The 13,198-nt window shown below is 53.8% G+C and carries 7 protein-coding genes and 2 pseudogenes; 5 read left to right on the top strand and 4 right to left on the bottom strand.

Annotation, left to right across the window (positions count from 1 at the left end):
• Positions 1-14 precede the first annotated feature (14 nt).
• The gene (locus tag ACSZO4_RS06700; RefSeq protein WP_197803185.1) at positions 15-1,547 is read left to right on the top strand and encodes an MFS transporter; all 1,533 of its coding nucleotides are present in this window, start codon (positions 15-17) and stop codon (positions 1,545-1,547) included.
• On the opposite strand, the gene ACSZO4_RS06695 is transcribed toward ACSZO4_RS06700, so the two are convergent.
• The 4 genes from ACSZO4_RS06695 to ACSZO4_RS06680 are packed head-to-tail and all read right to left on the bottom strand — an operon-like array spanning position 1,532 to position 7,179.
• On the bottom strand, positions 1,532-2,281 hold the full coding sequence (locus ACSZO4_RS06695) for a thioesterase II family protein (RefSeq protein ID WP_323711225.1): 750 nt from the start codon (positions 2,279-2,281) through the stop codon (positions 1,532-1,534). The two genes, ACSZO4_RS06700 and ACSZO4_RS06695, sit on opposite strands and share 16 nt — an antisense overlap.
• The gene (locus ACSZO4_RS06690; RefSeq protein ID WP_437888081.1) at positions 2,278-4,674 is read right to left on the bottom strand and encodes an ABC transporter ATP-binding protein/permease; all 2,397 of its coding nucleotides are present in this window, start codon (positions 4,672-4,674) and stop codon (positions 2,278-2,280) included. The genes ACSZO4_RS06695 and ACSZO4_RS06690 overlap by 4 nt, the downstream gene beginning before the upstream one ends.
• A complete protein-coding gene (locus tag ACSZO4_RS06685) occupies positions 4,667-5,638 on the bottom strand; it encodes an ABC transporter permease (RefSeq protein ID WP_437888080.1) in 972 nt (323 codons plus the stop codon). Before ACSZO4_RS06685 ends, ACSZO4_RS06690 begins: the two co-directional genes overlap by 8 nt.
• Positions 5,635-7,179, bottom strand: a complete 1,545-nt coding sequence (locus ACSZO4_RS06680) for an ABC transporter substrate-binding protein (RefSeq protein ID WP_437611716.1) — start codon at positions 7,177-7,179, stop codon at positions 5,635-5,637. Before ACSZO4_RS06680 ends, ACSZO4_RS06685 begins: the two co-directional genes overlap by 4 nt.
• Before the next feature lie 301 nt (positions 7,180-7,480).
• On the opposite strand from ACSZO4_RS06680, the gene ACSZO4_RS06675 reads away from it, so the two are divergent.
• The 4 genes and pseudogenes from ACSZO4_RS06675 to ACSZO4_RS06660 all read left to right on the top strand — a co-directional run.
• Positions 7,481-9,514: a TonB-dependent siderophore receptor gene (locus ACSZO4_RS06675; RefSeq protein ID WP_437888079.1), complete on the top strand. Its 2,034-nt coding sequence runs from the start codon at positions 7,481-7,483 to the stop codon at positions 9,512-9,514.
• A gap of 135 nt (positions 9,515-9,649) precedes the next feature.
• Positions 9,650-11,158, top strand: a pseudogene (locus tag ACSZO4_RS06670) ((2,3-dihydroxybenzoyl)adenylate synthase); the annotation flags it as partial.
• Positions 11,156-12,508 carry a salicylate synthase gene (locus ACSZO4_RS06665; RefSeq protein ID WP_437888104.1) on the top strand — a complete coding sequence of 451 codons (1,353 nt, stop codon included), beginning with the start codon at positions 11,156-11,158 and terminating at the stop codon, positions 12,506-12,508. The pseudogene ACSZO4_RS06670 and the gene ACSZO4_RS06665, both read left to right, overlap by 3 nt.
• A 132-nt stretch (positions 12,509-12,640) precedes the next feature.
• Positions 12,641-13,050: pseudogene (locus ACSZO4_RS06660) on the top strand (ISL3 family transposase); the annotation flags it as partial.
• Positions 13,051-13,198 lie beyond the last annotated feature (148 nt).

The raw sequence follows: 13,198 nt of genomic DNA, 5'->3' as shown, positions 1-13,198 counted from the left end.
TAAGGAATAACGGCATGTTAATGAATGAAGAACAGGCAAAAAATCGTAGATGGACCACACTGGTGGCCGCATTGAGTGCTGCTATCATGACGCTGGACATCACAGTCGTGAATATTGCGCTACCAAAAATAGGTGAAGGTTTCCTTACTAATCTCGCACAGTTACAGTGGGTAATTAATGGATATACCCTGAGCTTTGCTGCCTTGTTATTGCTGGCTGGCGCCATCTCCGACCGGCTGGGTCGGCGCCCGATATTTTTGTGTGGTAATGGATTATTTGTTTTGGCTTCACTGGGCTGCGCACTGGCACCTACCATCAATGCGTTGATCGTTGCCCGTATACTCCAGGGCGCTGGCGGTGCCATGGTATTGGGGACTGCGCTGGCACTGATTGCCAGTGCCTGTGAGGGTGAATCACCCAAGATTCGCACCAGCGCGGTGGGATTATTTGCCGCAGGGGGAGCCGTGTCAGCAGCAACTGGCCCCCTGATTGGCGGTATACTCATCCAATGGGCCAGTTGGCCATGGCTGTTTGCCATCAACATCCCCGTCGGATTACTGATCATTTTTCTCACCCTGCGCCATGTTGATGAAAAACCCGTACCCGCACCGCGTTATCCTGTCGATGTTGCTGGCGCGGTTTTCGTCACTCTCAGCCTGTTTAGCCTCAACTACGCCGTACTCAACTTTTCATCTGATGCCACTCCCTTTGTCCGCCTTGCACTGCTCATCGGGATCGCTTCGGCTTTATTGTTTTTATGGATTGAGGCTCAGCGGGGCGATCGCGCCCTGCTGCATTTACGTTTGTTTCGCATCCCTACGTTCCTGGCGGCAATCCTGCTCAGCTTTGCAGGCCGCATTTTCAGTTTTGGCTTGCTGCCGTTTATTACGCTTTGGCTGAGCGGCCTGTTGCACTATTCGGCGTGGCACACCGGTTTGATTCTTTTGAGTCAGTCACTGGCGATGGTGGTCGCCGCCGGATTAAGTGGTCCGCTTTCAAGACTGATTCCAGTCCGCATAGTGCTGGCAATTGGCATGTTCATTGTGGCTCTCGGTCTGACCCTCAGTAGCCATGTGCAAATCCACAGCGACTGGCTGGTGATCCTTCCGCTGCTGTTGATGCTGGGTATCGGTGCTGGATTAACCATGCCGCATCTGATGGATCTTGCTGTTAGTGTTGTTCCTGCACATCAGGCTGGCGCAGCATCGGGCACTGCAAATACGTTCTTCCCGCTCGGTACCGCCGTGGGTATCGCGTTGTTTGGACTGTTACTCAACCATGTGATCCAGCAAGCTTTGCCGCTCTCCCTGTTAAGTGCCACTGGTATCAGTCAGCCTGCATCAGCCCTTCAGGCCATCAGCAGCGCGCAGTTTGATGTGCTGAATGCCGTGCCCGAATTGCAGCAACGGGCCTTGCGGGCATGGGTAGATGGATTAAACCTCTCATTCCGCGTTGCCGCCGTTGCAAGCGCCCTCGCTGGTCTGGCGGCACTGTGGTTGATTCGTCCGGTACAACCACAGCCAGAACAGACTCAGGACAGTGTCTGAACCTCACTTAAGCGTGCCAGTAATCTTGAAAGAAGTGGCTGTAAGTGTTCCCTGAAGTAAAAATGTCCACCGCAAAAACAGTCCAGGGTGAAACTGGCTGTTGTCCAGCTTGCCCATCCTTCCGCCTGCTGCTGATCAAGTTCCGGATCTTCGCTGCCCATGAAGGCGGCGATGGGACATGACAGCAGCTGTCTGGAACTCAGTTGCCACTGCTCAATCAACGCATAATCCGCCCGCATCGTGGGCAGAATGAGTTCGCGCATCTCGGGTAGGGTCAACAACACGGGATCGGTGCCGTCCAGGCGCAGTAACTCACGGCACAGTGCTTCATCATCCTGTTGATGTAAAAGGCCGGGCTGATGAAACTGCGGCGCCTCACGGGCGGACACCGCCAACAGTTGCGGTGGAGGTAAATCATCGCATTTCAATGCCAGAACCGTTTCATGCGCGACAACGGCTCCCATACTGTGGCCGAAAATAGCCCAGTTCTCGCCAAGATGCGGAGCAATAGCCCGCGAGACTTCCCCCACCAGCTCCGGCATTGTCGCGGGGATGGGATGCTGCCAACGCTCCAGACGACCGGGATAGCAGATCACATTCAATTCTATTTCCGGCGGAAGATGTTCACGCCAGCCGCGATAGAGACCAGCGTTGCCGCCCGCGTGCGGCAGACAAAACAGTTGCAACTCAGGCTTAATGTATCCGCTTAATGTTCGTATCCAGGGGGAAGTCAACGCGTTGTCTCCTCTGTAAGTTGTACTGCTGAAATGAGCCGGGATGTCACGGAATGCGTGGGCCTTGCAAGCAATTCGGAAACGCGCCCCTGTTCGACAACCCGCCCGTGCTCGACGACCATGAGTAAACCACCCAACTGTACTGGAAGGGTCAAATCATGAGTGACCATTAACAGAGCGATACCCTGCTGTTGCAACTTTTGCAACAGCAGGGTCAGCCCCATACGCGTCGGCCCATCTACGGCGCTGGTCACTTCATCACACAACAACACGTCAGGGCGGGTAATTAATGCTCTCGCAAGTGCCACACGCTGCTGCTGACCGCCGGAGAGTTGCGACGGTTTTCGAGCAAGCAAATGGGCCTCAAGCCCGACCTGCGCCATCACGCTGATGACCCTCTGTTCACACTGTTCAGCACTTAATGTAGGATCGCTGAGACGCAGAGGACGGCGCAGCAACGCACGCACGCTATAGAAAGCATTCAGGGAGCTGGCGGGATTTTGTGCGACATATTGCAGCTGCCATTTTTGCGACGGGCTGCGTTGATGAATGCTGAGAGGTAGCGGCATGTTATGCAGACTTAAGGTGCCGGTGGCATCAGTTTGTAAACCTGCCAGAATGCGCATAAGAGTGGTTTTACCGCCGCCGGATCGGCCCGCAATGGTCAGTGTCTCACCACGTCTCAGAGAAAACTGTACTGAGGTCAGTGCAGTGCGTCCGCCATAAGCAGCCCCTACGGCCTCAGCACTCAGGACGACCTGAGCAGAGGAGGCTTCCTGCTCAGGGATGGGGCAAGGCAACCAGGCATTGAGCAGGCGCTGACCGGCCTGGGTACCAGGTGTGCGCAAAAATGCCTGAGTGGATTGTTGTTCAACCACTTCCCCCTCTGACATCACCAGAATCCGGTCGGCTATCTGACTCGCCTGTGGTAAATCGTGTGCGACAAACAGCACGCTCATCTGATGCGCGCGCGCAGTGGAGGCGATCCAGTGCATCACCGCCTGGGTACTCAATCCATCCAGCGCGCTGGTCGGCTCATCCATCAGTAGCAAGCCAGGATAGCCAAGCATAGCAGCCACTGCCATCACGCGTTGCAGTTGTCCGCCAGAGATTTGATGTGGATAACGCCGCAAAAAAGCCGCATCATCGGGCAGCCCCAGTTGACGGAAATGAGACGCCACCTGCTGATCGCGTTGAGCATCTGTGAGTCCGCGACGCGCGGCCATCCATCGTAAATACGTGCCCAGCGTTTGCGAAGGTACCATGCTCAGACGGGGATCTTGCGGTACAAAGCCAACGTGCCGGGCACGCAGCTTTCTCAATGCTCGGGCATTGATTGAAAAGAGCGACTGCCCCGCGAGCCATACCTCACCGCGAATGGCAGTTGTGGCGTCAGGAAAGTGCCCCAGTGCCGCACGCAGCAAAGTACTTTTACCACTGCCTGAAGTACCAACCAGCGCCGCAATTTCCCCCCTTTTTATCTGCAGCGAAACGGTGTTGATCAACGTCTGTTCAGGAAGTTCCACGCTAAGCTGTTGAATATTTAGCCTGCTATCGGCAATGCTTTGTGCGTGCGAAAACGAGGCCACCGGAGGAGGCGCATATCTTCTGCGCGCATAAACAAACAATCCATCCAGACTCAGGTTCAGAGGAATAAGCAGCAGCAGGATAGCAAAGATCGGCGCGAGGGTTGCCCAGGGTTGAAACGATAACCCCTGACGGTTCTCCATGATCATCAGCCCCCAGTCAGCCAGGGGTTGTTGCGCCGCCAGCCCAAGGAAACTGGCGGTGGCCAAAATGAAAATGGCTGCCAGCAGGCGAAGGCCAACATCTGCACTGAGCAGGGGTAACAGGTTAGGCATGATCTCCCGAAAGAGAATCGCTGCCAGTGACTCCCCCCGACAGCGCGCCATGTCGACGTAATCTTGCTGTAATTGTTGCAACGTCGCGGCACGAACCAGACGGAAAATATCGGGCACCATCACCAATATCGCCGCAACCACTGCGGCCGTATAACCGCGCCCGCTAACGGTGACCACCAGTGTCAGTAACAGCAGCCCCGGAATACTGAGCAGGATGTCAGCCAGCAACAACAACATCCGTTCAATCCAGCGTCCTTTCAACGCCGCAAGCATCCCCATCAGTCCGCCAATCAGCCAGGCCAGTAATACGCTCAGGCAGGCCAGCAATAAGAGTTGTTGACCACCGCTGAGCAGGCGGCTGAAGACGTCTGCGCCGAGATAATCTGTCCCCATCCACGCCGCTGAATTTGGCGAAGCAAAGGGCATATCACGTATCTCATCGATCGCATAAGGTGCCAGCCAGGGGCCGATAAGACCGATGAATGCCATCAGGCTGAAGAAGACGAATCCTGCATATGGCCGTTTACGCATCGCGCCCTCCCCGGAAAGCAGCAGGGTTAAGCAGCCCGGTCAAACTATCCGCGAGGAGATTCAGTAGCACCGTCAGTGTACACATCACCATCGAGATGCCCATCACCACTGGCGTATCGCGCGATAGCGTGGCATTAAGAAGTGCCGCTGCCAGGCCTGGCCAGCCAAACAGTTTTTCTGCAACCAGTGCGCCAGCAAACAGATAAGTGATGTAACGTGCCAGGACCGGTAAACAGTGGCCTAATGCTTCGGGCAGGATCCAGTGCAATACCACGCGGTATTCCGCTATTCCATTCAACCGGGCGCATTCACAGGCTGGAGACTGAGAAGCACGCATAACACCAAGGCGGACCAGTTTGATGTTCTGCGCTAACGCGACACTGAGCAGTGTCATTATTGGCAAAATAAACAGTGACCACTGTGACCACAACGACTGGCCCGGGGAGAGAAGCGAAAGCGCAGGCAACCAGTGAAGCGTTAACGAAAACACCATTACCAACAGTGTGCCCGTCACAAATTCCGGTAACGCCGCGAATCCCAGGGAAAGAAGACTGATGCCCCTGTCGATGACACTGCCTGGATGAAGCCCACAATAGATGCCTAAACCCAGGGCGATCACCACCAGCAACACGCTGGCGCTGGCCCCTAATGCCAGTGAGCTCCCTCCACGCTCGCGAATGAGCGTACTTACGGATCGCCCGTTTAAGTAGCTGGTCCCCCAGTCACCGTGCATGACACCCTTGGCCCACTGCAGATAGCGTGCAGCTAAAGGCTGATCAAGACCCAGTTGCGCGCGTAACGCCGTCACCTGCTCGCGACTCCCCGTCCCCGCCAGACGCTGGCTGGCAGCATCACCTTTAACCAGCGACATGGCACAAAAGATCATCACCGAAAGAAGCCACAAGGTGAAAACCGTCTGCGATGCACGCCATAGCAGGCGCTTAATTAAAACCTGACACTTCATGCTGAACGCAGCCAGGCATCACGCAGCAGCGGATAGTCAAAGAAGCCAGCCGCTTTGACGCCAAACACACCTGGTGCAGAAGCGGCAATAGACGGAATTCGCGCAAATATCGCGTCACCGCCATGCTGCCACAGGTAGTGCTGGACATCAGCAACACGCTGGCGCAACGCATCACCGCGTGCTGCCTGCATCGCATTCATCAGATCGTCAAGTTGCGGCGTAGCCGGGCCGGTGAATGACCAGGGAGCCGCATGGCCATAATAGAATGGCAACGCAACGGGCAGCGGCATCGGGCGATAGAGATTGGTTTGTAATGGTGTATTCAGCAGCAGATTAAAATCGCTGTAGTAATCGGCAGCGGGAACGCGGTCCAGTTGCAGATCAAATCCCGTCCCTTTTACCTGGCGTAGCAGTAATGTAGCGCTTTCGGCCGTACCGTATTCGTAGTCGCTGGTGCGTATCTTTGCAGCAACAGAGGCTATGCCTGCCTTCTGCAACAGCGCACGGGCACGTTCAGGATCGTAATGGCGGGTCGGCAATTCCCCATTGAACCACGGTTGCCCCGCGCCCAGGGCATCATTTGCGACTTCGCCTAATCCCATGGTCACTGCGCGTACCATCGTTTCCCGGTCAATCGCATATTTCAGCGCTTCGACAACCGCGGCGTGATTAAAGGGCGCCTTACTGAGATTCATACTAAATGCCAGATTGCTCATCTCCGATTTCGGAGAGTGCCACAGTTTCACTGCCGGATTAGCTTGCTCTGATCGCGCGGTGAGTAGCGCCATCCCCCCCACATAATCAAACTGCCCCGTTTTCAAACCGTTGAGACGTGCAGTGGTGTCACCGACGCTGTAGAGTTGAATCTCATCCAGCCACGGACCACCGTTTGCCGCATCCCAATAGTCTGAACGCGCCTGCAACACACTTTTATCCTGTGACCAGGATTTGAGTATGTAAGGTCCACTCCCCACTGCCGCAGTAAAGTCCTGCGTATTTTCTGGAAAAATAAAGATTGACTGCGCCAGTAATAAATCAAATGAACCCACCGGTTTGTGCAACTGCAATGTCAGTGTGCGATCATCCTCAAGACGTGATGCCGTCAGATCGAGCGGCTTCAGCCAGCCACTTTGGCTACCCGGCTGGCTCATCCAGGTACGCAGGCTGAACATCACATCTTTGCTGGTGAGTTGACGACCATCACTGAATGTGACGCCCTGCCGAAGTTTTACGGTCCAGCGAGTCGCATCGTGATTAGGATCTGCAGATTCCATCAGGCGCCATACGATACGTTGATTGTCTACTTCCGCTAATGAATCCCACACTAAGCGTGCGCGTACATAGTCGATATTACTGTTGGTGGATCGCAACACGTCGGTTGAATCACTGCTGGAACCTGCGAACGCGGCACGCAGTATTCCACCTCTTCGCGGCTTGGGTTCATCTGCCCATGCCAGCGGTAAAAACCCATTGCTGAGCGCGATACCCGCGCCAATACCCATTGTTTTTATCAGTGTTCTTCTGGTTAAACTCTGGTTCATATCCCCGCCTCTCCCTTAACGAAATCTTTAAATTTCCGCTTCATTAATGACCACGTCATATGTTATATCATTACATAACCACCAACACTATTGATAATCATTCTCAAAATAAGCATTAAGAAAACCTTTTATTATTTTCAGGCAGAGGATTGTTATGGAACGCACCGCTTCGTATTTGGCAGGAAAAAAAATCACACAACGCGCAGTAACGGGCCTTTCACTTTCATTATTCACCCTCGCGCTGCAAAGTGCCTGGGCGCAGCAAAATAATTCGACCATAACAGTGATAGCACAGGATGAGGTGTCACACGGAAGCAGGCTTTCGGCAAAGGAAAGCAGCAGCGCAACTAAAACCACGACACCGCTGGTGGAAACACCGCAATCAGTGTCAGTGATCACCCGTCAGCAGATGAATGACCAAAACTCACGCAGCCTGAACGAAGCACTGCGCTACACGCCAGGCGTGGCGGCCGAGCAATGGGGCGGCGTAACCGCACTTGATCAGTTCACTATTCGCGGGTTTAATTACAGCGACACTGGCTATTCCGATGTGTTTCAGGATGGTTTACGCAATACCAATGGCCTGCTCTTTGGTGTGCAGCAGGTCGACCCTTTCCTTCTGGAACAGATCGATGTCTTACGCGGACCCGCGTCCGTGCTGTATGGGTTATCAAATCCCGGCGGTGTCATTGCTCTCACCAGCAAATTGCCGACGCGTGAAACGATTCGTCATGTAGAAGTTGAAGGTGGTACGCAGAATTACGGACGGGTCGGCCTGGACTTTGGTGGCGCAGTGAATGACAGCGGAAGCGTACTCTATCGCTTCGTCGCCACCGGCCATCTCGCCGACGGCATGCAGCAGGGCACGAAACTCAAAGGCTATGCGCTGGCCCCCTCCATCACCTTTAATCCTGATGACAACAACAGTCTTACGCTTTACTCACGCTTTCAGTACGACCCGGATTTGGGGGTGATCACTTCTTTGCCTGCCTATGGCACGGTGTTCACCAACCCAAATGGCAAACTGCCGCGGGATGCTTACCCGGGTGAGCCAAACCACAACACCTTTAGTCGTAAACAATCAACCGTGGGCTACAGCTACACCCATAATTTCAGCGAAGACTGGTCCACGGTCTTAAAAGGCCGCTATTTCGGCGAAACGTCCAATTATGATGCAGTGATCATGTCAGGTCTGAACGACGATATGCGCACCATTAGCCGCAATACCGCAGTCTCTGACGAGCATTACAACACACTCAATTTTGATAATCAGATCCACGGTTTTTTCGATACCGGTGCATTGAGTCATGAGTTACTGACGGGTGTGGGCGTTGACCATATGCGCGGCCAAACTTACTACGGTAGTGGCAGCGTGTCATCTCTTGATATTTATCATCCTGACTATGGTGTCGCCGAATTTGGCCCAACCGCGCTGTGGCAGGATAGCCGCGTTTCATCCACGCAAACGGGCGTCTATCTGCAGGACCAGATTGCCTGGCAGCAGTGGCGTACCACGGTGGGTATCCGCCACGACTGGAGCAAAATCATCAATAAAGATTTTCTCTACGGCCAGAATTACGAGCAACACGATCAGGCCACCACGGGACGTGTTGGCCTGAATTATCTGTTTAACAATGGCATCTCGCCTTATTTCACCTGGGCGCAATCTTTCCAGCCGGTTGCCGGTCTTTCTCGCGATCAACAACCCTTTAAACCCAGTCGCGGCGAACTCTATGAGTTTGGCGTGAAGTATCAGCCACCGGGCACCACGACCCTGCTTTCTGCCGCTGTGTACAACCTGACACAGGACAAGAGCCTGAGCACTGATCCGGCGAATTCCGCTTTCCAGACCCAGGGCGGAAAAATTCGTGCACGCGGGCTGGAGCTGGAGGCACGGGGCGCCTTAACCGAACAGTTCAGTGTGATCGGTAGCTACACACTGCAGCAGGTGAAGTACACCCAGGACACTCAAGGACGCGAAGGCAAAACCCCACTGCGCGTACCACGGACATTTGGTGCGCTATGGCTGGACTGGCAGGCGCCAGCAGGCACAGAGGTTGAGGGTTTAGGCGTCGCTGTGGGGGGGCGTTTCAGCGGCGGCACCAAAGGAGGGACCATGGACAATCAGTTTAACACCGGGGGTTATGGCCTGATGGATGCTTCAATTCGTTATGAGCTCGGCAAACTCGATCCTTCTTTACGCGCTGGCAAAGTGCAACTGACAGCACAAAACCTGCTGGACCGCAAAGTTGTCGCGGGTTGCTATTCCACCGATACAGGCTGTTTCTGGGGTGCAGGCCGTCAGGTGATTGCCAAATTTAGCTGGGACTTTTGATGTAATTGCCGGCCAGTAGTCGGCAATCCTTTTTCGGCAAGGAGAAAGATGATGAACGAACGTCAACGTTACAGCGCCTGGAGTGACAGTGAGCGTGAACACTATCGACAAAATGACTATTGGGTCGATCAACCACTGGGCGAACAGTTACGCCAGTGGGCAATTCGGCAACCCACCAGCATAGCACTGGTGGCAGGAAAGCAGCATCTGAGTTACGCCGGGCTGGATAATCTGGCCGACAGACTTGCTGCGGGATTAGCCGCGCGTGGGATTCGCTCACAAGATAATGTGTTGCTGCAGTTGCCAAACTGTATTGGCCTCGTGGCAACACTGTTCGCTCTGTTCCGTCTCGGCGCACGCCCGATTCTTGCCATGCCTGGCCAGAAAGCGGCAGACATTGATGCCTTGAGTCAACTGGCAGAACCCAAAGCCTGGTTTTATCCTCATCACTATCTTGGGCATGACTATCAAACATTGGCATCGGATATGGCAGTTAAACATCCCGGTATGCAACGCTGGCAGGTGAATATCCATGACGATGCAGACTCAGTGATGACAGCGTTTCAGTCCGAGCCCCAGCCTTTGCCTGCACCGCATGCAGAAGATATTGCCCTCCTCCTCCTTTCTGGTGGCAGCACCGGTACGCCCAAATTAATACCACGCACGCACGCCGATTACTTTTACAACGCACGTCGCATGGCGGAGATCTGCCAGCTTTCCAGCCAAAGTGTGTATCTGGCGACATTGGCTGTGGCACACAACTTCACCCTCTCCTGCCCGGGAGTGCTGGGCACGCTATTCTCAGGCGGCAAAGTGGTGCTGGCGCAAACCTCAGGCTGTGATGAAGTGTTCCCTCTTATTGAGCAGGAGAAAGTCACTTTCACTGCACTGGTACCACCGCTTGTCACCCTGTGGCTGGAGTGTCGGGCATGGGATGAAAGTGACCTCTCCAGTTTGCAATTTATTCAGGTAGGGGGAGCACGGCTGGATAGTCAACTGGCAGCAAAAGTCAAACCCACCTTTGACTGTCAGCTGCAGCAAGTTTTCGGTATGGCTGAGGGACTAATTTGTTGCACACGGCTTGATGATAGCGATGACGTAATTTTACACACTCAGGGTCGTCCGATTTCGGATGCGGACCAAATAAGAGTGGTGAATCAGGATGGACTTCCCGTAGGAATCGAAGTCTCCGGTGAACTTCTTACCCGCGGCCCCTATACTATCGGCGGCTATTATCGCGCTGAAGCGCAAAACCTGCAGGCGTTCACACCGGATCATTTTTACCGTTCTGGTGACCTGGTGCGCCTGACCGATGCGGGCAACTTCGTCGTGGAAGGTCGGCTCAAAGAGCAAATTAATCGTGCCGGTGAAAAGGTGGGTTGCGCAGAGATTGAGTCGTTTATCGCTAATCACCCTGATGTGGCAAGCTGCGTCGTAATTGGTGTTGAGGATGCACGCCTGGGTGAACGTATCTGTGCCTGTTTACCGGGTGATACCCACCTGACACTGGCTGATTTACGTGGCTACCTGCAGCAACAAGGTGTCAGCAATAATAAACTGCCTGACCAGTTATTACCTGTTAAGCGTTGGCCATTAACCGCCGTTGGCAAGATCGATAAGCGTCAGCTGGCGGATATTGCCATGCTTGCCCTGGACAGCAGTGAGTCCAGCCATACCCTCATCCTGCAGGCTGACCCGCTCGATGTCATTTATCACTTGCTGAAGAACGAATCTGATTGTCACATTGCCTATGAGCGCGACGAATGCTGGGATATTGGAATAGGCAGTCAGGTAAAAATCTCACTGTATGTTGATCGTGCTGAACTTACCCTGCCCAACGCCGTGGAAAAGAGCTGGCAAGGTGGCAGCTGGCAGACAAATCTGCAACAGGCGCTGGATGCGATTCCCTTTAGCGACTGGCAGGCTTATGGTGTGAGCCATTTCGAGTTCTCACACCTGATACACGATGTGCAGCCAAAACACTTACCTGGGGCAACGCCCCTGCTGACCCTCTTTATCCCGCATGTGCAAATCAAATTAAAACCGGGGGAAGCACAACTGATCGCGTCTTCTGATCAGGATTTATCGCAACTGGTGAAGCGTGTTCAGGCGGCGGATCGTGTTGCAGTGTTTCCAGAACCTGATGCTCAATGGCAAGCTTCAATCGCCAAACAGATTCGCGAACAGGATGCGCGCGACTATTGCCAGCGCGTTGCCCTGGCAGTGGAAGAAATTCAGCGCGGTGAATATCAGAAAATTATTCTTTCTCGTCGAATAACCCTTGCCGCTCAAGTCGATTTATTAGCTAGCTATCACGTTGGCCGCCGATTCAATACCCCGGCACGTTCGTTTGTTGCCCGATTGAATGACGATCACTTCATTGGGTTTAGCCCTGAGACGGTGGTTGAAGTCTCTGATTCAGGCGCGGTCAGCACTCAACCACTGGCCGGTACGCGAGCACTTACCGCTGACGAGGCCGAAAATCGGCGATTGCGCGAAGTGCTCAGTAACGATACGAAAGAAATTGCTGAGCATGCAGTGTCCGTCAAGCTCGCCATTGAAGAACTGCTCCCCCTATGTGAGAACCATTCAACCCACGTCAGCGATTTTATGCATGTCTCACTGCGTGGCAGTGTGCAGCATCTGGCCTCTCGGATAAAAGGACAACTTCGCAAAGAGTTCAATGCCTGGGATGCCTTTGGTGCACTGTTTCCCGCAGTAACTGCTTCGGGGATACCTAAGCGCCCGGCGATAGAAGCGATTCAGCGACTGGAGCCGGTCTCACGCGGTGCCTATAGCGGCAGCGTGTTCATGGTCAATAGCCAGGGTGAAAAGGATGCGGCGCTGGTGCTCCGCTCGCTTTATAAGCATGGTCGTGGCGTGGCGTTACAGGCTGGTGCGGGGATTATTGACCAATCGTTGCCTGACAGGGAGCTGGAAGAGACCATCGAAAAATTACAGTCGGTTAGCCGTTTTATTATTCCAGATAAATGAGAATAATTTTAAAGGGCTGTTATGGCCCTTTAAAATCAGCCATGTGAGTGATTGGGGGGTGCGACAATTCCCTGGGCTCGTTTATTGAGTGATGCCGAGTTTTCGTTGGTACCTTTCCAGGCTGACTTCACCTGGCGACAGCTTGATACCGGCCTGTTCGCCACAATCGTCGAAGCCGATGTTCCCCACATTACGTGCCCGAAATATGGCTGCCAGACGTTGCCAGTTCCGTGGACGGGGCCATGCGGCCGGTATACGCTGCTGTTTGAATCGTTCGTTCTCTCATGGCTGAAAATCAAAACGTTGACGCGGCCATGAAACAACTTAAGTTCAGCTGGAATGCGGTTTACGACATTATAACCCGGACAGTTAAGCGAGGTCTTGCCCGAATAGAAAAGCCATTATCAGCCCGTCATATGAATGTGGATGAGGTAGCCTTTAAAAAAAGGCAGCGTTATATGATGGTGAGTTCCGATCGCTATGGACGGGTGCTGGCCTTAACGGACGCCCCTGGTACAGATAGTCTTACTGGCTATGGAAGGTGCGATTTAATCGTCAATTATGAGAACATAACCCTTTCTTTGACATAGACTTTTCACGATGCCCGCTCTTGCCAGCTATTCCTCCCGCAAAAAACAGTTCCTCGACCGTATGGAGGTTCTCGTCCCATGGCACGATATCGTTGATATG

It is taken from the genome of Phytobacter sp. V91 (assembly GCF_965644225.1).
GTDB lineage: Bacteria > Pseudomonadota > Gammaproteobacteria > Enterobacterales > Enterobacteriaceae > CBFFRJ01.
The sequence above is the reverse complement of the archived record's forward strand: the minus strand, read 5'-3'. Positions and strand labels throughout refer to the sequence as shown.